Origin of the sequence: Pantoea sp. OVA07A (genome assembly GCF_019969975.1) — a bacterium.
In the GTDB taxonomy this organism is placed as follows: domain Bacteria; phylum Pseudomonadota; class Gammaproteobacteria; order Enterobacterales; family Enterobacteriaceae; genus Pantoea; species Pantoea agglomerans.
Genome location: NZ_JAHXYM010000003.1, coordinates 509,290 through 530,057 on the forward strand (window position 1 = coordinate 509,290; position 20,768 = coordinate 530,057).

At 55.2% G+C, this 20,768-nt stretch carries 17 protein-coding genes; 7 read left to right on the plus strand and 10 right to left on the minus strand.

All coding sequences use genetic code 11. The annotated features are described in order from the left end of the window. Positions 1-910: 910 nt before the first annotated feature. Positions 911-1,840, minus strand: coding sequence for a RepB family plasmid replication initiator protein (locus tag LC417_RS13540; RefSeq protein WP_010246820.1), 930 nt, complete (start codon positions 1,838-1,840; stop codon positions 911-913). 459 nt (positions 1,841-2,299) lie between these two features. Between LC417_RS13540 and LC417_RS13545 the strand changes: the two genes are divergently transcribed. Next, positions 2,300-3,670 carry an aldehyde dehydrogenase family protein gene (locus tag LC417_RS13545; protein ID WP_223566016.1) on the plus strand — a complete coding sequence of 457 codons (1,371 nt, stop codon included), beginning with the start codon at positions 2,300-2,302 and terminating at the stop codon, positions 3,668-3,670. 3 nt (positions 3,671-3,673) lie between these two features. Here LC417_RS13545 and LC417_RS13550 read toward each other — a convergent pair whose 3' ends face one another. Together LC417_RS13550 and zigA are read right to left on the minus strand one after the other, a co-directional pair. Continuing rightward, positions 3,674-4,852, minus strand: coding sequence for an FAD-binding oxidoreductase (locus tag LC417_RS13550; protein WP_223566017.1), 1,179 nt, complete (start codon positions 4,850-4,852; stop codon positions 3,674-3,676). A gap of 92 nt (positions 4,853-4,944) precedes the next feature. Next, positions 4,945-6,174, minus strand: coding sequence for a zinc metallochaperone GTPase ZigA (zigA, locus tag LC417_RS13555; protein ID WP_010246814.1), 1,230 nt, complete (start codon positions 6,172-6,174; stop codon positions 4,945-4,947). A gap of 119 nt (positions 6,175-6,293) precedes the next feature. Between zigA and LC417_RS13560 the strand changes: the two genes are divergently transcribed. Further along, on the plus strand, positions 6,294-6,632 hold the full coding sequence (locus LC417_RS13560; protein ID WP_223566018.1) for an ASCH domain-containing protein: 339 nt from the start codon (positions 6,294-6,296) through the stop codon (positions 6,630-6,632). On the opposite strand, the gene LC417_RS13565 is transcribed toward LC417_RS13560, so the two are convergent. Then, positions 6,633-7,181, minus strand: a complete 549-nt coding sequence (locus tag LC417_RS13565; protein WP_010246810.1) for a helix-turn-helix domain-containing protein — start codon at positions 7,179-7,181, stop codon at positions 6,633-6,635. Between the two features lie 111 nt (positions 7,182-7,292). Between LC417_RS13565 and LC417_RS13570 the strand changes: the two genes are divergently transcribed. From LC417_RS13570 to LC417_RS13585, 4 genes are all read left to right on the plus strand, one after another. Then, positions 7,293-7,961 (plus strand): AzlC family ABC transporter permease, encoded by a 669-nt coding sequence (locus LC417_RS13570; protein ID WP_010246808.1) that lies wholly within the window; start codon positions 7,293-7,295, stop codon positions 7,959-7,961. Then, entirely contained in the window at positions 7,958-8,281 is a 324-nt protein-coding gene (locus LC417_RS13575; protein ID WP_061703319.1) for an AzlD domain-containing protein, read from the plus strand. Before LC417_RS13570 ends, LC417_RS13575 begins: the two co-directional genes overlap by 4 nt. Before the next feature lie 107 nt (positions 8,282-8,388). Further along, positions 8,389-9,291, plus strand: coding sequence for an alpha/beta hydrolase (locus LC417_RS13580; protein ID WP_223566019.1), 903 nt, complete (start codon positions 8,389-8,391; stop codon positions 9,289-9,291). A 56-nt stretch (positions 9,292-9,347) separates the two neighbouring features. Continuing rightward, the gene (locus tag LC417_RS13585) at positions 9,348-10,040 is read left to right on the plus strand and encodes a DJ-1/PfpI family protein (RefSeq protein ID WP_033779980.1); all 693 of its coding nucleotides are present in this window, start codon (positions 9,348-9,350) and stop codon (positions 10,038-10,040) included. Here the strand turns inward: LC417_RS13585 and LC417_RS13590 are convergent. The 3 genes from LC417_RS13590 to LC417_RS13600 are packed head-to-tail and all read right to left on the minus strand — an operon-like array spanning position 10,026 to position 15,134. After that, a complete protein-coding gene (locus tag LC417_RS13590) occupies positions 10,026-10,991 on the minus strand; it encodes an acyltransferase family protein (RefSeq protein WP_010670598.1) in 966 nt (321 codons plus the stop codon). The genes LC417_RS13585 and LC417_RS13590 overlap by 15 nt on opposite strands. Continuing rightward, entirely contained in the window at positions 10,984-14,046 is a 3,063-nt protein-coding gene (locus LC417_RS13595; RefSeq protein ID WP_223566020.1) for an efflux RND transporter permease subunit, read from the minus strand. The genes LC417_RS13590 and LC417_RS13595 overlap by 8 nt, the downstream gene beginning before the upstream one ends. Beyond that, the gene (locus tag LC417_RS13600; RefSeq protein ID WP_163800103.1) at positions 14,046-15,134 is read right to left on the minus strand and encodes an efflux RND transporter periplasmic adaptor subunit; all 1,089 of its coding nucleotides are present in this window, start codon (positions 15,132-15,134) and stop codon (positions 14,046-14,048) included. The genes LC417_RS13595 and LC417_RS13600 overlap by 1 nt, the downstream gene beginning before the upstream one ends. 514 nt (positions 15,135-15,648) lie before the next feature. Between LC417_RS13600 and LC417_RS13605 the strand changes: the two genes are divergently transcribed. Then, positions 15,649-18,378: a cation-transporting P-type ATPase gene (locus tag LC417_RS13605; RefSeq protein WP_010246792.1), complete on the plus strand. Its 2,730-nt coding sequence runs from the start codon at positions 15,649-15,651 to the stop codon at positions 18,376-18,378. Here the strand turns inward: LC417_RS13605 and LC417_RS13610 are convergent. The 3 genes from LC417_RS13610 to LC417_RS13620 form a co-directional block, all read right to left on the minus strand. Next, positions 18,367-19,398, minus strand: coding sequence for an AI-2E family transporter (locus LC417_RS13610; protein WP_031594315.1), 1,032 nt, complete (start codon positions 19,396-19,398; stop codon positions 18,367-18,369). The two genes, LC417_RS13605 and LC417_RS13610, sit on opposite strands and share 12 nt — an antisense overlap. A 171-nt stretch (positions 19,399-19,569) precedes the next feature. Beyond that, positions 19,570-20,040, minus strand: a complete 471-nt coding sequence (locus LC417_RS13615) for an RES family NAD+ phosphorylase (protein WP_223566021.1) — start codon at positions 20,038-20,040, stop codon at positions 19,570-19,572. After that, positions 20,037-20,480 (minus strand): antitoxin Xre/MbcA/ParS toxin-binding domain-containing protein, encoded by a 444-nt coding sequence (locus LC417_RS13620; protein WP_223566022.1) that lies wholly within the window; start codon positions 20,478-20,480, stop codon positions 20,037-20,039. The genes LC417_RS13615 and LC417_RS13620 overlap by 4 nt, the downstream gene beginning before the upstream one ends. Positions 20,481-20,768 lie beyond the last annotated feature (288 nt).

Here is a 20,768-nt window from a genome sequence, read left to right on the forward strand (position 1 = left end):
GGCGATTCTGTTCTGCATCAGTGTGTGCCGACGTGGTCGTGAGTCATGAAGTGACCAGACCTTGCGAGCAACGGCTTCTTCTGTCGCCCTTCAGCCAGTCATGCACCAGCCCCGTATCGTATACATCAGCAATGCCGTCAGCAGGTTCACTTTAACGTTCACTGTAATCAGTAGAATGCACGATGCCTTGCGGTACACCGCAGCAAACATTCACTGTAATCAGCAGAACGTTCACTGTAATCAGTACAAGATAAGCATCTCGCCATGGCAGTTATGACTCGCTTCAGACCGGACATCTGGCAACAACGTTCACTGTAATCAGTAGCGATTCGGAAAGCCGTTAAAGAGATTCAATGGAGAGGCGAGGGTAGTGTCCATCAGCAAACATTCACTGTAATCAGTAACAGTGTCACGCTGCTATCTCTGGTTACGTGTGTCATTCAGGTTATACGTATCATGTGAATCACGCTGAGCAGACCCATCATGGTAAACCGCATCCAGCCCTGATTTGCTGGCCAGTCGGTAATGCTCTTTGAGAACAGGCCAGAGCAAAGGCATTCACTGTAGTCAGTAAAAAGGATTCACTGTAATCAGCAGAGAGGGGCTTAGCCAACCGAAGTCAGGGCATTCACTGTAATCAGTAAACACGGTATAAGTGAGTGCTAACCAATATGAGAGTAAGTACTAACTTACTTGTTAAGCCTTATAAAATGGCACGCAGAAGGGAGAGGGGGGAAGAACACACTTTTGCCCGGCGGCCCGGATACTGATTACAGTGAACGTCACTGATCACAGTGAATCCCTGGAGAGTACTGATTACAGTGAATGAAGAGTGGATGGCGCAATGTCACCGGTAACGCAGAAAGTGACACTGCCACGCAGGAATACTGATTACAGTGAACGTGAGGGGTTAATCATCAAACTCGATCTCATCCAGCGAATCGATGCTCTCCAGATTACTGATGCCATCAAGCTTAGGCGTACGGCTGTGGATAATAAAAAAGACTGAGCGGCCACGCTTCACTTCTGAATAATCCAGATAACCGATCTCTTTCAGCTGCTCCATCGCGCGCCGCACGACATGGTTCTGCGTGGTGGTCTTAGAGCCGAGGTTCAGGCGCATACGCAGGCGTGCAAGCGAGATAGGCGCCGGATTGGTTGGCAGGCTTTCCAGGAAGGTGTAAAGCGCCTGCGCAGACTCTTTACGCTTCAAACGGGATATTGCACGGAGCTGAAGCAGGACCTTGTGGTCGAAGTTATAGAGTTCGAACAGCTTGGGGTCGGCCTGGATGCGCACAATATCTTTTTCGCGATCGTAATAAGCAGACTGAACAAGGTGGGTGTGATAGGCCTTGCCGTTACCTTCAAAAGAGAGCGTATTGGTCGCGATACGGCGCAGAGAGGCATCAAGACGCTTGCGCAGGGCGGCTGAAGAGTTGGCAGAGGGAATGCCACACATCTTAACAAAGTCGATAAACGGCAGCGTGACAGTATCGCCTTTGGTCGGATAGCGGGAAAACGATTGAATAATACCCGCCCAGGTTTTGAAATCGTTATCCATATCCAGCCGCGCGCCGGTAATGGTAATCTTTTCGTAGCCTTCCGCTTTCACCAGCGTCAGATTCTTCAGCTCTTTCGTCGCATCCGTTGATGCCATCGCACCGGATTTACCGCGTGCAGTAGATTTCAGCGTCGGCACGAACAGCCCAAGACGCATTAAAGCGACAGGCTGAACGGTATTGTTCTTGTTGGGATGAAGCTGAATAACTTCACCGCTGTTTTTTGTCACTGACAGAAAAGGTTCAAGTAACGCTTTGTTTTCGTTGTCTTTATCTGCCATGGCGTAAGATCTTCATTCTCTGGATGAAAGGGATCGTTTTCTGACTACAGTGAACATTAGCACTGTTTACAGTGAACATTCTACCTGGTACAGTGAATAAAGTACTGATTACAGTGAACACTTTACTGATTATAGTGAACGCGATCACCCTTTCAGCCCTTGTGGGGTGCGGCCTGCGACGATCGGGGATCTCTTAGGATCTCTATATGATCTATTAAGGATCGTTTATTAGGATCTGGTCACTGTATAAGTGGAAAACTTAAGGCGTAACATCATTTTCAGACGTGTTGACCACCAGCAAAAACTGGCCCGCAATCTGCCCACTACCTGACCGACTAATCGGTCATAGCCGCATTCATTCTCAATCGATAAACAACTTCATCACTATTATTCATTTTTCATCATCAACTACAGCGCGTATCGTCTCTCCATCACTGACAGAATGAGGAATACGGCACCATGACTGAACATGCCCTATCACGTAACCCCACAACTGGTGAAATTCTGGCACGCTATCCTTTGCAGAATAGTGCAGAGCTGGAACAGACACTGACTGAAAGCGCATCTGCTTTTGCTGCATGGAAACAGAGCACCATGACGGACCGCGTTCGCGTATTGCGTCAGCTTGGCGAACAGATCCGTCTGCGTGAGCAGGATCTTTCCCGCATGATCACCCTGGAGATGGGTAAACCCATTGCACAGGCACGCGCTGAAGTTCTGAAATGCGCTAACTTATGCGACTGGTATGCGGAACATGGCCCTGCAATGCTGGCCGATCAGCCCACTCAGATTGCCGATGCGTGGCAGCGATTCCGTCCCATCGGGGTGATCCTGGCTGTGATGCCATGGAATTTCCCCCTGTGGCAGGTTCTGCGGGGCGCAGTGAGTATGTTGCTGGCAGGCAACACCTATCTGCTTAAACACGCGCCTAACGTCATGGGAAGCGCCACACTGATGGCTGATCTGTTCATGGCAACCGATCTGCCTGCTGGCGGCTTTAACCTGATCAACGTTGACAACGATGGTGTCTCCGTAGCCATCAAAGATGACCGCATTGCCGCCGTTGCCGTTACCGGAAGTGTCCGGGCTGGCGCCGCGATCGCTGCACAGGCGGGCGCAGCACTTAAGAAAACCGTGCTGGAACTGGGTGGATCCGATCCCTTTATCGTGCTGGCGGATGCCGATCTTGATGAAGCGGTTAAATCAGCCGTTATTGGACGTTTCCAGAATACCGGGCAGGTGTGTATGGCTGCCAAACGCTTTATTGTGGAAGCTCCGATCGCTGAAGAATTTGAAAAACGCTTCACTGCCGCGGTCCAGGCTCTCACCATGGGCGATCCGCTGGATGAAAATACCTTCCTGGGCCCGATGGCACGCGCCGATCTGCGTGACGAACTGGATGGACAGGTAAAGGCCACGCTGCGTGAAGGTGCACGTCTGGTACTGGGCGGCGAGAAAGTGGCCGGGCAGGGTAACTACTACGCGCCGACCATTCTCGCTGATGTCACCAGCGACATGACCGCATTCAGGCAGGAGCTGTTTGGCCCGGTAGCCGCTATTGCGGTCGCCAGGGATCCACAACATGCGCTGGAGATCGCCAACGACAGCGAATTTGGCCTCAGCGCCACCGTCTGGAGCGGTAATGAAGAGATTGCCGATCGTCTGGCGCTGCAGCTGGAAGTCGGTGCTGTGTTTATTAATGGCAACGGCGCGTCCGATCCGCGCGTTACCATTGGTGGTGTGAAGAAAAGCGGCTACGGCCGTGAGCTGTCGCACTTTGGTGTGCACGAATTCTGTAACGTGCAGACCGTGTGGAAGAATCGTCGCTAGTGTTTACTGTGCCGACGGAAGATAAGCGGGCGCTGTTTTAGCGACCACACTGAGCGGACGCATCAACCGATGCGGTGCAAACGCACTCAGCATTGGTGAGCCTGTGCCGCTCAGCATCTCCTCAGCCACCAGCCTGCCCAGCAATGGGGCAAGTGTCATGCCGCTATGGCTTACCATCAGATAAACGCGTGCTGACTCGCTGATGTAGCCTAATGCCGGCAAGCCATCTGCCGGACGCGACCGCTGTCCTGTTTCAATCCGCTCAATTCTCGCGCCTTCCGTGTTTTTAAACAGCCGCCGCAATCGACGCAGCATCTCTTTGCCAATCAGTCCATCCGGCGAGACCGGCCGCGCTGGATCGGCATGCTGATCCAGATCCAGCGCCTGCAGCATCAGACGGCCACCGCCATCCGGCCGCACATTCAGTTCCGGGGTAATCAGATTGCATTTAAGTGGGATCGGCAGAGGCTGGGTCTGCGCCAGAAAACTGCAGGCAACAGGATCGGCTCGATTCGCATCGGTCATCGCCAGTTCAAGCCCGCACTGACTTATCAGTTCCGGTGCCCAGCGTCCGGTCGCCAGTACCAGCTGATCGCCGCGCCATTCATCCCCACTGGCCAGCGTAAGATGGACATCCTGCGCCGATTCAGTGAGCGTCGTCACTTCATTGTTGCAGACCAGCTGCCCGCCACTGGTACGCAGGTCTGCCAGCAGAGAGGCGATAAACAGGCTCGGATAAAGCAGACACTCCGACGGGAAAGACCAGGCGTGCTGAACGCGGGGATCAAGCCGCAACTCGGGCATTGCACCCAGAAGTGCGGCGCGGCTACGTTTCTCTACGGGGTAATCGAGCGTCGTAAGCTTTGATGCGCGCTGCGCCAGCTGGCGCAGGGATGATTCATCGGCCGCCCACTCAAGCGTGCCGGTTTCCAGCAGCCATCGGGGTGATGCAGGATGGCTTGCCTGCCAGCGCTTGTGCTCGTCTATCGCATGGGCATTAAGATCATGGTAGCTGGTGGGTTCTTTGCCGTTGGCATTGACCCAGGCATAGCTGATCTGACTGGTTCCGCTGCCAGGATAGTTTTTATCTAAGACGGTGACCTGTGCGCCCCGTCGCGACAATGACTGCGCGACGGCTAAACCCAGCACGCCTGCACCGATTACGGCAATACGTTGTGGCATATCTGGTCTCTCCTGAACAGGGATTAGTGGAAAACTGCTACCCGCCGGTTCGTTTACTATTGCGAAGTCAAAGAAGTACGTCAACCGCAGCGTCAGGCGGTGGTTTCATCGAACCATGCGGGCACCGGATCGGCCAGGGTGATCCACTGTTCAGGCCCCGCAGCCATCTCCTGTGGTGTCAGCAGCGCATGATCCAGCGCGGCACGGACGCTCTTCTCGTCCATCTCAATGCCGATAAAGACCAGTTCCTGGCGCGCATCGCCGGTACCTTCCTGCCACTGTTCAGCGATAAAGTTGAGCGAATCTGCATCCTGTGGCCATTCAGTCCGCGGCACGCTGACCCACCAGCGCCCGGCATAACCCTGACGTGCCACCGCGCCCGCCTGCGACCACATTGCGGCATATTCCGGCCGACTGGCCAGCCAGAAGTAGCCTTTAGAGCGGATAACGCCGTCAAGCTGGTGGTTTACTGCATGCCAGAAACGCTGCGGATGGAACGGACGACGGGCGCGATAGACAAAGTTACGAATGCCATACTCCTCCGATTCCGGCTGATGCTCACCGCGCAGGGTCTGCAGCCAGCCGGGTGCCTGCGCTGCCCGGTCAAAATCAAACCGGCCGGTATTCAGCAGGCAGTCCAGCGGAACCTGCCCAAACTCACTGTTCACAATAAGCGCGTGCGGATTAAGCGCCTGCAGCATGCCCTTCAACTGGTGCAGCTGCGCCGGGCTGAGCAGGTCCGTTTTGTTCAGCACCAGCAAATCACAAAACTCAATCTGATCCACCAGCAGATCAACCACTGAGCGCTCATCCTGCGCGCCCAGCGATTCGCCACGTGACTGCAGATCATCGGCTGAACGATAATCGCGCAGGAAGTTAAAGCCATCGACCACGGTGATCATACTGTCCAGCCGGGCATAGGCTGACAGACTTTCACCCGCTTCATCTTCAAACGTAAAGGTTTCGGCAACCGGCAACGGTTCAGAAATGCCGGTAGACTCAATCACCAGGTGATCGAAACGCCCGGCCTGAGCCAGACGTTTTACCTCCAGCAGCAGATCTTCACGCAACGTGCAGCAGATGCAGCCGTTACTCATTTCGACCAGCTTTTCATCGGTGCGGGAGAGCTGCGCACCGCCATCGCGCACCAGTGCAGCGTCAATATTAATTTCAGACATATCATTGACGATCACCGCGATCCGCCGTCCTTCGCGGTTGTTCAGAATATGATTAAGCAGGGTAGTTTTACCGGCACCGAGAAAGCCGGAGAGAACGGCAACCGGCAGACGGGGATCGTCGGATGTCAGAGCAGAGAGTGTCATGGTGTTACCTGTAAAAACGTGATTGGAGATACGTTATAACATAACATTAATGAGTTTGTTTTCAATCCGGATTTGTGTTTTTGTTGTGGGTACCAATGAGCGTTTAAAAGGGAGTGGAAATGCAACAACTCACGCTTGTCCCGCGTCTGATGCCAGCCGTCAGGTCCGGAGAGAAAACCTCGACGATTCGCTGGCAGGAGGGCGATATCACTATGGGTCCGCTGAGACTGGTGAATCAGCAGGATGATACGGACGCGGTAATGGTGTGGGTGAAGCAGGTCGAAACGCTGCGCTTAAGCGAAGTCGCCGCGACGCTGGAGAAACAGGAGGAATGGCCTGATGAGGTGCTGCTGGAAGGGATGCGCGAGCACTATCCGGAGATCAGGCTGAGCAGTGAGGTGCAGCTAATCACTCACCTCACGCCCGCAGAAACCCTGCAGAAGCTCACTAAACAGTGATCAGCTGTGCTCAATCACCAGCAGCGCCATCGTATCGGCTTCCAGCGCCCGAAAGATATGCAGCTCATCGCCCGGATAGGTAATGTAATCACCCACATCCAGCTCCACCGCACTGTCGACCGGACCCACCAGCGCACGCCCTTTAGCGATAATAATATGCTCAATGGTATTGGGGATATGGGGCTGGGAAATACGTTCGCTGCCGGGCTGAACTTCCAGCAGATAGATATCACGCCGGACGCCGGGCGGGCAGGAGGCCAGCAAAACGGCCTGATAATCGGCAAGATCGGCGGTAACCGTCAGGCCTTCTCCACGCCGAATCACCTGCAGACGACGCGCATCCGGCTCCAGCAGACGTGAAAATGGAATGTTCAGTGTTACGCAAAGCGACCACAGGGTTTCAATGCCCGGATTGCCATTACCCGCTTCCAGCTGTGACAGCGTAGATTTAGCGATCCCTGCGCGGCGCGCCACTTCAGCCAGTGAAAGACCGGCTCGCTGGCGTTCACGTACTAAGGCATTGGCAATAATGCTGATAGGGGTATTCAAACGCACTCCTGATAACCTGAATGTTTTTTAAATCGAACATAACGTTCATCTTGTAAAACGGTGTCGTGGTGTTCATTATATCGGATTATATGTTCATTATGAGACAGAGTGATGCTTTTTCCGCAAATGCAGTTGCTGGACAAAGGGGTGATCAAAGCGATTTTTCTGGTCTGCCTGGCTGATGGAATTGTTGGTTTATCCTATGGCTCGCTGGCGTCGGCCGACGGGTTTCCGCTCTGGGTGCCGCTGGCGCTCTCAACGCTGGTACTGGCCGGGGCGTCGGAGTTCCTGTTTATCGGCATTGTGGCCGGTGGCGGCAGTCCATTTACCGCCGCTGCAGCGGGCCTGCTGGTAAACGCACGTCATTTGCCGTTTGGCATCGCGGTTAAGGATCTGGTGGGGCAGGGTCCGTCAGGCTGGCTGGGCTGTCACATCATGAACGATGAAAGTGTGGTGTTTGGGATCTCTCAGCCGCAACTGGCGCAGCGCCGCAGTGCTTACTGGCTGTGCGGTATCGGTATCGGCTTGATATGGCCGGTCAGCGTCATGATCGGGGCAGCAATCGGGCAGTTTATTCCTGATGTCTCGGTGATCGGACTGGATGCGGTGTTTCCGGCGATCCTGATTGCTCTGATCTTCCCGGCGCTGCGCCAGCGACGCACCCGGATCCCCGCGACCGTCGGCGCGCTGCTCTCCTTGCTGGCGACGCCACTGGTTCCGGCGGGCATGCCGGTGCTGTTTTCACTGCTGGGCCTGCTGACATGGAGATCGCGCAAATGACACATCAGGGAATGATTATCGCCGGGATTGCCCTGCTGGCTGCCGGAACCTATCTGATGCGGTTTGCAGGCGTCAGGCTGGGAAACCGTCTTCCGATAAGCGAGCACACCCAGCAGATGCTCTCCGACGCCGCCACGATATTGTTGCTGGCGGTAGCGGCCACCACCACGCTGTTTGAAGGCCAGCATTTTGCCGGTGTGGCACGGGTGGCGGGCGTGGGCTTTGCCCTGTTGCTGGCGTGGCGTCGTGCGCCGCTGATTATGATTATTCTGGGGGCGGCGGCGATGACGGCGCTGTTGCGTTTTCTCGGCGTGCCCTGAGGATGTCATTAACCCCGGCAAAAGCGGGGATGTTATCGCAGTGAAAATTTGTCAGGATGGCACTCTCTCAGGCGTGATTAGCCCGATAACCTTGCAGGGATTGCTGAATGAACACTATCCGTACCTGTTTTCTCCTGATGCTGCTGACCGTGATGACAGCCGGTTTAACCGCCGTTCAGGCTATTGCCCGACCCGATATGCGTCCGCTGGGCAAGAACATCGCCGACACAGGTTCCGCCTGGTATCGCTTCCAGAGTAAAAAGTTTGTCTCACAGGATGGGGAACGGCACTATCGGGTGTGGCTTGCTATCCCCAAAAGCGATGCGCCGCCAGGCGGCTATCCGGTGCTCTGGCTACTGGATGGCAATGCGGCGATGGCACATTTGACAGAACCTCTGCTTAAAAAGCTGAGCAGCGGCACGCCGCCAGTGCTGGTCGCGGTGGGTTACGACACCCATTTGCCCTTTGATGTGGTGGCGCGTAATTACGACTACACCCCACCCAATGATGCGCCTGATACTCTGGTCACTCAGCCTCATGGCCGCAAAGGCGGAGGCAGCCATCAGTTTCGTCAGCTGCTGCTGAACACAATTGTCCCGTGGGCAGAACGCCTTGCGCCCAGTAATCCGCAGCGGCGTGCGCTCTGGGGTCACTCCTACGGCGGACTGTTCGTGCTGGATACCTTCTTTCATGCCGCCTGGTTCAGCCATTACTTTTCGGCTGCTCCCTCGCTGAGCTGGAATCATCAGCGCATTCTTACCCTTGCCCGACGCGCCGATGCCGGCCCGCTTAAACATTTGTCGCTCTATCTGATGGAGGGCGATGGCATCACCGAACGCCGAACCGGTCACTCTGACGATCTTCAGCAGGAAGAGCGTGCGCTTACCGACATCCTGCGCCCGAGCGGTGCCAGACTGATTCTGACGCGTTATCCCGGTCAGAGTCACGGCCAGATATTACCCTCATCGCTGGTGGATACGCTGGAAATAGTTTCCGGTAGCCGGGATTGATATCTGACCGGGCATCGCGGCATGATGGCGTTTCATCACCTGCCCGGAGTTCACGCATGAATCGTCCGCTACAGATTGGTCTTTTGCTGTTCCCTGATGTCACTCAGCTCGACTTAACCGGCCCGTGGGAGGTGTTTGCGCGCACGCCTGGTGTCGAATGCCATCTCATCTGGAAAGATCGCCAGCCGGTGCGTTCCGATCGCGGCCTGTCGATATTGCCGACCACTACGTTTGCAGATTGTCCGCCACTGGATGTGATTTGTGTGCCTGGCGGGCCGGGACAGATCGCCCTGATGTCGGATGACGTCACGCTGAATTTCCTTCGTCAGCAGGCCGAACAGGCGAAGTGGGTTACGTCGGTCTGTACCGGTTCGCTGGTGCTGGGGGCCGCCGGACTGCTAAAGGGATATCGTGCGACCTCGCACTGGAGTTCCATCGATCAGCTGGCACTGCTGGGCGCGGAGCCGGTCAGTCAGCGGGTGGTGCGCGACCGCAATCGTATCAGCGGCGCAGGCGTGACCTCTGGTATCGATTTTGCCCTGACGCTGGTGGCAGAAATTGCGGGTGACGCGGTGGCGAAATCGGTTCAGCTGCAGATGGAATATGATCCTGAACCGCCGTTTACCAGCGGTTCGCCGCATACCGCATCGCCACAGGAAGTGGAGCAGGCGCGGGCGAAAATGGCTGAGTTTCTTGCCACTCGTCGTGCGGCAACCGAACGAGCCGCCCTGCGACTACAGGCTGATTAGCTTACTGACGCCGGGGATGCGCAACAGCAGCAGTGACAGCGCCATTGAGAAGATTAACGTCAGGGCGATGACCAGCAGTTTATCGCCCAGCGTCTGGATGCGGATTGCCGCCGCCAGCAGCCCAAAAATCAGATAGTGCAGGATATAGACGCCGGTCATGGTCTTCCCCAGGGTCGTCAGAAACGGCGTCAGCCACTGGACTTTTTCCGGCAGGCGAATGGCGTTAATGCTGATCACAATCAGCACCACCAGCAGATAAACCTGCGAGCCCGTCAGCACCACATCGTTATGGGTCGCCAGAAAGCGCGCAAGAAAGTAATGACGCTCATACAGCCACGTAAAGAGATAAACCGCGGGCAGCAGCAGCAGGCTGATCTTTATCACTCTGGGTGATGTCAGCAACTGCATCACGCGCGGCGCGGCCATCAGCCGACCCGTGAGGTAGTAGAGCACCCAGGTCCAGATTCGGTATTGCGGCAGCAGCGAAAAGGCCCGCTGGCCCGGGTAGAGACTGGCGAGCAGGTCATAGGCAAAAGCTAACACCAGCAGCAGTAAAATCCCCGATGCCATCAGCCCAGGCCGCTGAATGAGTCGGTCAATCAGCGGATGCGACACGTAAATCACAATCAGCGCAATTACAAACCACGGCTGAATCAGATAGCCCTTATGATGCATCCCGGCAAACCAGAAAAAGCTGAACCAGAAGATAAAAATCAGCAGAATGCGGCGAATTTTGCCGAGCTGCCACGCGGGTGTATGCAGCTCACCGGCGTCGATATAACCGCTGAGCAGAAAATAGAGCGGCGTGGCGATTGTCGAAACAAAACTCAGCACGTTCAGCGTCAGATTAATATCGTAATGGTAGCTATCGTAGCTCTGGTAAAGCGTGAAAAACGAGACGGCGGTGATACAGGCCAGCGTCTTCAGCATTGCCAGTCCGCTCTTATTCACCGCGCGCCTCCCGGCCATGGAAGCAACGATAGATGACCGGCAGCACCAGCAGGGTCAATACTGTCGCGAACCCGAGGCCAAAAATAATGACAACCGCCATGCTCTGGAAAAAGACGTCGCGCAGCAGCGGCAGCAGGCCAAGCACCGTGGTGAAGGCAGTGAGCAGAATAGGACGCAGACGTGAGGTCGCCGCATCAATAATCGCCAGCTGCAGCGATTTCTCCTGCCGGAACAGCCTGATCTCCTCAATCAGCACGATCCCGTTACGGATCAGCATACCCGACAGGCTCAGCAGCCCAATCAGCGCCATAAAGCCAAACGGAATACCGGTGAACAAAAAGCCACAGGTGACGCCAATCAGCGCCAGCGGCACGGTGATCCAGATAGCGACTGCGTCGCGCAGCGAGTTAAACATCAGCACGGTAATGATGAACATCGCCAGGAATCCCACCGGCAGCGAACTCAGCAGCCCGCTCTGTGCTTCACGTGAACTCTCCAGCTCACCTCCCCATTCAAGCCGGTAGCCCGCCGGGAGTTTAAGCTGGTCGATCTGTGGCTGAACCCGCGCCACCACCTGTGCGGAGGTTAACCCTGAAGCGGGATCGGGATCGGTCTGCACCGTCAGCACGCGCGTACGATCGCGGCGCATAATCAGCGGATTCTCCCACTCCAGCCGGAAGTCGGAAATCACATTGCTCAGTGGCACAAAGTGCTGCAGGGCGGCACTCCACAGCTGAATATTCTCGATGTGATCGACACTCTGCCGCTCTTCATCAGCCGGATAGAGCATCACCGGCATCAGCCGCGAACCGTCACGGAAAATGCCCACCGCGTCACCGCTGAAATTCATTCTCAGCGCCTGATCGATGTCACGTTTATCGATACCCAGTTCCTGACCACGCAGCGCCGAATAGACCGGGCGGATCACTTTGCTGCGCTCCTGCCAGTCATTGCGCACCGGAAACGTTGAGCCATCCGCCAGGAAAATGGCATCCAGCTGGCTGCCGATGTGGCGCAGCACTTCGGGATCGGGGCCGATCACCCGCAGGGCAATGGCGCTGTCACTGGCGCTGCCAAACTGGATACGTTTGATGCGCTGATTCACCTGTGGGAAGTTCTGCTCAATATAGGCCTCGGTTTTCAGCGCCAGCGCATCAAGCTGTCGGCCATCCTTAACCCGCACCATAATCTGAGCGAAGTTGCTGTACTGCCGTGCCGCGTCATAGGTCAGGGTAAAGCGCAGAGCGCCCTGGCCCACCGTCGTGACCGTGGCTGCGACCTCAGGATCCTGATTAATGAACCGGGCAATATCCGCCGCCGTATTCGCGGTGTAATGAATATCGGTGCCATAGGGCAGCCAGAGATCGGTGAAAAAAACCGGCGTGCTGGAGGAGGGGAAAAAGTTCTGCTTCACCAGGGTAAAGCCATACAGCGACAGAGCCAGCAGTGCCACCATTACCGTCAGCGTGGTCAGGCGGAAACGCAGCAGGCCGCCCAGCGCCTGACGATAGAGCCGGAATACGATGCCCTGATAAGGCGTGGAGGGTTCGGTTTGCTCAGGCTGAGCCGTGCTGCGGCGCTTCTCACTCCAGTTGATAAACACCGGCGTTAAGGTCAGCGCCGTGACCCAGCTCAGCATCAGTGAAATCAGCAGCACCTGGAACAGCGATTTACAATATTCGCCGGTCGAATCCTGCGACAGGCCAATCGGCGCAAAGGCGAGAATCGCAATCACCGTGGCACCCAGCAGCGGCAGGGCAGTGCGCCGCACCATGCGGGTAATGGCCTGCTGTAAAGGGTGCCCGCGCTGATGATCGATTTTGACCCCTTCGACCACCACAATGGCATTATCCACCAGCATACTGAGCGAAATAATCAGCGCGCCCAGCGACACCCGCTGCAGCTCAAGTTTAAACAGGTACATGATCAGGAGTGTGCCAAGCACGTTAAGCGCCAGCGAGGCGGCAATCACCATGCCGCTGCGCAGGCCCATAAACAGCAGCAGCGTTCCCACCACAATCGCCAGCGCCATCAGGAAATTGAGGATAAAGCCATCAACCGACTGTTTCACCTCATGGGCCTGGTTATAGAACACCTTCAGGCTGATACCGGCGGGCGTATCCTGCTGGTAGTGCGCCATTCGGGCGGAAAGCGCGTCGCCAACATCAATCACATTGACGCCGGGCGCGAACGAAATGCCGATAGCCAGAGCCGCTTCACCGTCTGCAAAGTAGATATTGGCGGGATTGTCGGTAACGCCACGCGTCAGGGTGGCGATATCGCGCAGATGCACGTTCTGTGGGTTGCCAGCGGGCAGAATCGGCAGATTAGCCAGATCGTCCAGCGTCTGCAGTTCGCCGGTGGGATGAAAACGGATCGATTCGCTGTCGACCCTCAGCGTTCCGGCACTGGCAACGCTGTTATTCCGGCTCAGCAGATCGGCGACGCGCTGCGGCGTCATACCATAGGCGGTCATTTTGCTGGCGGAGAGAGCGATGCGGATCTCCTCCTGCTCGACGCCTGCTACCGCAACTTTAGCCACACCCGGCACCAGCACCAGATCGCGCCGCAGCTGATCGGCATAGTTGCGCAGTTCGCTGTTGGTAAAGTCGTTACCATGAATGACGAAGAAGTAGCCGTAAACATCGCCGAAATCATCGTTAACCAGCGGGGCCTGAACGCCAGGCGGGAACTGCCGGGCCGCATCGCCGACCCGACGACGTAACTCATCCCAGATTTGCGGCAGCTGATCGGCCAGATAGCGGGTATGAATATTAACGGTAATCTGCGACAGGCCATTGCCAGAAATGGACGTGACATTGTCCAGCGACGGCAGGCGCTGCAGCGCATTCTCCAGCGGCAGCGTTACCTCCTCTTCAACCTGCTGTGCGGACGCGCCGGGATAGTGGGTGACAATAACCGCCGACTTAATGGTAAACAGCGGATCTTCGAGGCGGCCAATGTTGAGCAGCGCATAGATGCCGCCCACGCCCAGCAGCAGAATGACCATCCAGATGCGAATGGGTTTATCAAGAAAATGCTCCTGAATACGCATTATAACCCCCGCTCGCGCTGCCAGATGCGCACCGCTTCACCGTCACGCAACTCACTCACACCGGCGGCAACGATACGTTCGCCCGGCTTCAGCCCGCTGATGATTTCAATGCCCTGGGCGGTGAGACGACCCACTTCGACAGGTCGATCTTTGATGCGCAGCGCCTCGCCATCCTGCTCAACCAGCCAGACGTGCGGCTGATTGGTGGGGCTGCGATCGGGATTGAACACCGCCGCCGCAGGCACGACCAGACGCGGCTGGGCAGGGGCATTTGGCAGGTTATGCAGCCTGACGCGAACCGAGCCGCTGAGGCCGGCAACGCCAGGGAGATCAGCCGGACGCGGCATGGTCAGCACCACCTGATAGGTCAGCGTGGCGGCATCCGTCTGGCTGGTATGCTCTTTATATTGTGCGGTGAAAAAGCGGCCTGGCAGGGCGTTAAACTGCACCTCAGGCTGATAGTCAATATTCTGGATATCGAGGCTGGTGAAGAGGGTTTCGGGCAGCGTAAAGATGACGTCGAGCAGATCGGCACGGGTCAGCAGCGCAATGGGCTGTCCGGCGGCCACGACCTGATGATTACGCGCCTGTACCCTTGCAATCACGCCATCAAACGGCGCGCGAAGGCTAAGAAACTGTAACTCCTCCTGTGCGATTTTCAGCGCAGTCGCGGCGGCATCGCGATTAGCACGCTGCACATCCATTTCAGACTTTGAAACGGCGCTGCGCTGGGCCAGCGTATTGAAGCGCTGAAATTGTCGCTCCGCCAGTTGCAGTGCAGTCTGGCGGTCGCGTACCCGTAGTTTCGCATCTGCATCATTCAGGGTAGCGAGAAGCTGTCCCGCTTTCACGGGCGTTCCGTCACGAATATCAAGCTGTACCAGCTGGCCTGCCCGTTTAAACGCAAGATCGGTATTATCACCCGCCTGAATACGCGCAGGAAATACCCGGATATTTTGAGCGATGTCCGACTCAAGGGTGAAAACTTTAATTACGCGGGGCGGGGGAGCATCCGGTTCTTTTTTTTCATCGCACGCTGTCATAAAAAAACAACAGAGCAAAATGAGGATAACCTTGCGTTTAATCATTTTCTTCGCCTTAACATCAGCTTTTAAACTGCGGTTTGATAAGCATTAAGGCGTAATAAACCCTGATGCTTATCGCGACCGGGATAAACTTATTTTTAATCTTCGTCATATAAGTTTAACGAAGCGGCAGGGCCGCTTCGCCTGAATCGGCTTACGCCGCCATCTGAGAGACCACCAGCCAGGTCAGTAAGCCCACCAGAGTCGTTGCGGCGACCGCGAGAATAACGAAACCGCAAAGCATGATAATGCTCTGTTTTTTCATCAGAGTTTCCTTTTGCGAGCCAGAGTATAAACCGATGCACACTGCATCAGCATACTTAAACCTTAGCTAAACAAAAACAACGTTGTCATTCTCATAATATAGGTTAGATTTAATTTAGCCATTTTATGTTATTCGTCAGACGTTTCTTACGTAAATATGATATCGGTCATTACCTGCAGGAGGGGCTGCCTGCAAAATGCATGTCTTTTAATTGCGCCTTTATTTCATCGCTAAATGGCACGAGGTTTATATATGCTAAATAATGATAAGCAGGATAAAGCGTTAGCTTTATCTGAGCGCCCCTGGTATCAGCGTAGTGTGGCAGAGATATTCTCCGAACTGCAGAGCTCATCAGCAGGATTATCCACCGCCACTGCGCAGGAACGCCTGCAGAAACACGGTCCCAATGCCCTTCCGCAAAAAGCTGAGAAATCGGCTCTGCTCAAATTCATCGCGCATTTTAAAGATGTGCTGATCTATATTCTGCTGGCCGCGGCGGTGATCACCGCGATAATGGGTCACTGGGTCGATACCTTTGTCATTATCGGCGTGGCCGTCATTAACGCCCTGATCGGCTTTATTCAGGAGAATAATGCCGAGAAGTCACTGAAAAGTATTCAGAACATGCTCGCCAGTGAAGCGATGCTGGTGCGAGATGGCAAACAGGTCACGGTCGCGACGCGCGATATTGTGGTCGGTGACGTGGTGATGTTACGCCCCGGCGACAAAATCCCGGCTGATTTGCGACTGTTTGAGGTCAATAATCTGCGGGTTGAAGAGGCGATTCTCACCGGAGAGTCGACGGTGGTGTCGAAGAACACCGATACGCTGAGCGGTGAAAAATCGCTGGGCGACCGTCTGAACCTGGCTTTTTCAGGCACTACCGTCAGTTCCGGCACCGCCGCAGGCGTGGTGATCGCCAGCGGCGGTGATACTGAGCTGGGCCATATCAACGAAATGATCAGCGGCATAAAAGAGGTTAAAACCCCGCTGCTGGTGCAGATCGACAAACTCGGTAAAGCGATCTTTTTCATCATCCTGCTGATGATGGTCGCCCTGTTTATCTTCGGCTATCTGCTGCGTGACATTCCACTGGGCGAGTTGTCGCTGTCCGTCATCAGCCTGGCGGTTGCTGCGGTTCCGGAAGGTCTGCCTGCCATTATCTCTATCATCCTGTCGCTGGGCGTGCAGTCGATGGCACGCACCCAGGCGATTATCCGTAAGCTGCCGACTGTTGAAACACTGGGCGCGATGTCGGTGATCTGCTCCGATAAAACCGGCACGCTCACCATGAATGAGATGACGGTGAAAGCGGTGGTGCTGGCGAAGAGCCGCTGGCGCGTCAGCGGAAACAGCTATGAACCCAAAGGGGAGATTGTTGCTGAGCAGGGCGACGCAAGTGGACTCTCTGCGGCACAGGATCCGCTGTTTCAGCAGTTCCTGCATGCGGTAGACACCTGTAATGAAAGCCAGCTGCGTCAGGAAAGTCAGGGTCACTGGACGATTGTTGGCGGCCCGACTGAAGGCGCGCTGAAGGTGCTGGCGGCGAAGGGCCAGACGACACCTCAGCCGGTTGAGGTGGTGAGCAAGCTGCCGTTCGATTCCCTCTATAAATATATGTCGGTCAGCTGTGTTGCCAACGGCGAATCTTATGTGCTGCTGACCGGTGCGCCAGACGTGCTGCTGACGCTGTGTCAACAGCAGCAAACGCCGGAGGGTGCAGAGCCGATAGACCGTGCGTACTGGGATGCCGCCATCACCACCTACGCCAGCGAAGGGCTGCGCACCGTTGCCGCCGCATGGAAGAGAACCTCTGCACCCGTTACCGCGCTGGATCATGCCGATCTGAAAAGTGACATGGTGCTGCTGGGTCTGGCCTGCATGATGGATCCCCCCCGTCCCGAGGCGATTGCCGCCATTGACGAGTGCCAGAAAGCGGGCATTCGCGTCAAAATGATCACCGGCGACCATCAGGAAACCGCGATGGCGATTGGTCAGATGCTGGGAATCGGCAACAGCCAGGCTGCTATCACTGGCTACCAGCTTGAACACATGAGCGACGCCGAACTGGCCGATGCGGCAAAAACCTATGACATTTTTGCCCGCACCAGCCCGGAACATAAACTGCGTCTGGTGAAAGCGCTGGAAGCGAGCGGCGAGATCGTTGGCATGACCGGCGACGGCGTCAATGATGCTCCGGCGCTGAAACAGGCCAACGTCGGTATTGCGATGGGTATTAAAGGCACCGAGGTGACAAAAGAGGCGGCCGATATGATTCTGGCCGACGATAACTTTGCCACCATCGCTGCGGCAGTCAAAGAGGGACGTCGGGTTTACGACAACCTCAAGAAAACTATCCTGTTTATTATGCCCACCAACCTGGCGCAGGGTCTGCTGATTATTATCGCGATTCTGATGGGCAATCTGCTGCCGTTAACCCCGGTACAGATTCTGTGGATGAACATGGCAACATCCGCCACGCTGTCGTTTGGTCTGGCGTTCGAGCCTGCTGAAGCGAATGCGATGCGCCGGCCACCGCGCAATGTCAAAGCACACGTAATGGACGCTTACGCTATATGGCGCGTGGTGTTTGTCGGTCTGCTGATTTCAATCAGTGCCTTTGTGCTGGAAGCCTGGCTGCAACCGCGTGGCTACAGTGCCGAGTTTATCCGTACCGTGCTGCTGCAGATGCTGGTCACCGCGCAGTGGGCCTATATGCTTAACTGCCGTAATTCAGATGGCTTCTCACTGGATCGCGGTTTGCTGAAAAATCGCGGTATCTGGCTGGTGACGCTGGTACTGATTGTCCTTCAGGCGATCATTATTTATGTGCCATTAATGAACACGCTGTTTGGTACCCGTCCACTGCCGATCAACTACTGGCTGATTTCGCTGATTGTCAGTATCGCAATCTTCATCATAGTTGAGATTGAAAAACGCCTCACCCGCGCATGGCGGGTGAAGACGCCATCACTGAGTTAATTCTGTCTCCGGGTCCTGCTGCGGATAGCTCGCCAGCAGGACCTTTTTAATCAGATAGGTCAGTGGAATAGCCAGTATCCCGCCCGTAATCCCCAGCAACGCCTGCCAGAACAGAAACGCCAGCAGCTGCGTGGTCAGCGCCAGATTGAGTCGCTTCCCAATCAGCAATGGTTCGATCACCGAACTCAGACAGAGGTTCAGCACCACAAAGAATCCAGCTACCGCCAGCGCGATCTGTAAATCAAACATGATGTAACTCTGGATCACCGGCGGAATCGCGGCCAGAAAGGAGCCAAGCACCGGCACGTAATTAAAGATGAACATCAGCACGCCCCAGAAAAAGGCAAACTTCAGCCCTATCAGATGCGCGCCGACGCCTACGATTAACCCGCCCAGAATACTGGTCAGCGTTTTCACTCTGGCATACACAATCACGCTCTGAATTCCCTCCTGCAGCGCCAGATAAAAGGCCTGATGTTTTCCCTTTACCCGCTGTTGCAGTGCAGCTTTCAGCAGCGGCATCTCATAGAGCATAAACAGCAGCATCAGGAACACCATGATCCACCATGAGATGACGCCAGGGATTTGCGTCAGAAATGCAGTGACAATGCGCACTATCGCCCCAGCATCCACAAAGGTCAGCAACTGGTCGGGTGTCATACCGATATCAAGCCGGGCAAAGGCCAGCGTCAGCTGTTCAAGCCGGGCCGCCAGCAGCACGGGCGCCTGGCGGCTGAGTTGCATCAAATCGGGCGTCAGCACGGTTAACTTGAGGATAGTGACCACCATGATCAACAGCATCAGCATAATCACCAGCAGTGACGAGACGATGCGCGGTATGCGTTTGTTTTCCAGCCGGGTAATCAGGGGATCAAGCATGATGGCCAGTAACATCGCCAGCAGAACCTGATTGATCAGCGGTGCTGCCAGATAAAGGCCGGTCAGAATAATGGTCAGACAGGCGAGGATAAACAGCACGCGTGCCAGTGGCGGCCAGAGGGTGAACCAGCTCAGTCCCATGATTGGGCTCCTTCAGCAAAGATAAGCTGCAGTATAGATGAGGCTTAAGCTTCAGTGCCTTGCGTCAGGTCAGATGGGGAAAGGCTTCTCGCAGGGCTTAAGAGACGATCATCGGTGGCTTCCGGCCCTTGTTCAACGCACGAATGCGCGACCAAAAGCTATCCGGATAGTTTATGTACGATCCGGTTTCAGCCGACGATCAAACCGGAACGGAATGGCCTCAGCCTGTTGAACTATCCGGAAGAACTCGGGATGTTCAGGATTTAACAGATAGTTATATTCTACAGGGGAGAGGGCACTGGGAACACGCAACGCAACCGCATCGCAGGCAGAGCACCAGGCGTCTCCATAGTCAGCCAGTTCTGCCGGTGCATCTTCATCAGCCCAGTTTACAGGCAACTCAGTGATATCAGCGGTCTGAATCAGCGCATCGGGAACATCGATGCGCAGTAGTGTGAAAGCATCCAGGATGTGTGCTGAGTGCAGATGGACCAGTGTTTCCAGCAAAGTCAGTGATGCTGTTTCAGAAACATAAACCATGGAGATGCCGATGCTGTTCCAGCGGCCGCCCGCCTCTTTTGCGCCAAATCCCGTCCAGGCTGTCGAAAGATACTTTGTCTTGGTCAGCCTGTAGAGAATCAAGAGTAAACTCCGTGCTCCAGGCACGTGATTAATTTCATGACCTCGTAAGCCCCGGTTTCAGACGCCATCAGTTCTGCGGGCATTTTCCAGCTCAGCGCCCTGTTAGGCTCATTCAACCATTTTTGCGCTTCATCCTTATCACCTTCGAACAGTTCAACTGCGCGATCAATGACACGGATAATACGTACCAGTCGTTCACTTTGTTCAGCGCTGAATTTCGCTTTCACGCTTCGGCTGAACGTCGTGGAGGGAATACCGGACATTTTGCGCAGGTCGTTTTGCGTAATCTTCGCCCAGTTGACGATCAGGTGAGCTACGTTGCCATCAAGGCCTTCATTAATCTGGCCCAGCAGGGCGACACCATCAGCGTTGTTCAGGCCTGCGGCCTGCCATAAGCGTGGCGGCCTGGTTTTGTTCGCAGAAAAGCTGAATGTTTTCATCTGTCACCTCCAATTGGTCATTTAACTATAACCATTTGGTGGGAGGGGCGCAAATTTCACGCTCTGATAAATCAGGAAAACCTTCACTCTGAACCTTTCAGGGGCATGTGTCAGATCAAGTCGCGACTCACACATATTCATGAGTTTCATTCATATCGCGTTATTGATCTGAATAATGTGCAGATTGTCGATCTCATCAGCCAGTTTTTTAAAGAGCGAAATTTGCAATAGCGGGCAGACAAAGATCAGGATTAATCATCATTGATGAATAAAAGTAATAAGCCCTAG

What these genes read in the sequence shown, in the direction of transcription:
- LC417_RS13540 (WP_010246820.1), bottom strand. Translation starts at nt 1,840, where the DNA reads ATGGCAGATAAAGACAACGAAAACAAAGCGTTACTTGAACCTTTTCTG.
- LC417_RS13545 (WP_223566016.1), top strand. Translation starts at nt 2,300, where the DNA reads ATGACTGAACATGCCCTATCACGTAACCCCACAACTGGTGAAATTCTG.
- LC417_RS13550 (WP_223566017.1), bottom strand. Translation starts at nt 4,852, where the DNA reads ATGCCACAACGTATTGCCGTAATCGGTGCAGGCGTGCTGGGTTTAGCC.
- zigA (WP_010246814.1), bottom strand. Translation starts at nt 6,174, where the DNA reads ATGACACTCTCTGCTCTGACATCCGACGATCCCCGTCTGCCGGTTGCC.
- LC417_RS13560 (WP_223566018.1), top strand. Translation starts at nt 6,294, where the DNA reads ATGCAACAACTCACGCTTGTCCCGCGTCTGATGCCAGCCGTCAGGTCC.
- LC417_RS13570 (WP_010246808.1), top strand. Translation starts at nt 7,293, where the DNA reads ATGCTTTTTCCGCAAATGCAGTTGCTGGACAAAGGGGTGATCAAAGCG.
- LC417_RS13575 (WP_061703319.1), top strand. Translation starts at nt 7,958, where the DNA reads ATGACACATCAGGGAATGATTATCGCCGGGATTGCCCTGCTGGCTGCC.
- LC417_RS13580 (WP_223566019.1), top strand. Translation starts at nt 8,389, where the DNA reads ATGAACACTATCCGTACCTGTTTTCTCCTGATGCTGCTGACCGTGATG.
- LC417_RS13585 (WP_033779980.1), top strand. Translation starts at nt 9,348, where the DNA reads ATGAATCGTCCGCTACAGATTGGTCTTTTGCTGTTCCCTGATGTCACT.
- LC417_RS13595 (WP_223566020.1), bottom strand. Translation starts at nt 14,046, where the DNA reads ATGCGTATTCAGGAGCATTTTCTTGATAAACCCATTCGCATCTGGATG.
- LC417_RS13600 (WP_163800103.1), bottom strand. Translation starts at nt 15,134, where the DNA reads ATGATTAAACGCAAGGTTATCCTCATTTTGCTCTGTTGTTTTTTTATG.
- LC417_RS13605 (WP_010246792.1), top strand. Translation starts at nt 15,649, where the DNA reads ATGCTAAATAATGATAAGCAGGATAAAGCGTTAGCTTTATCTGAGCGC.
- LC417_RS13610 (WP_031594315.1), bottom strand. Translation starts at nt 19,398, where the DNA reads ATGGGACTGAGCTGGTTCACCCTCTGGCCGCCACTGGCACGCGTGCTG.
- LC417_RS13620 (WP_223566022.1), bottom strand. Translation starts at nt 20,480, where the DNA reads ATGAAAACATTCAGCTTTTCTGCGAACAAAACCAGGCCGCCACGCTTA.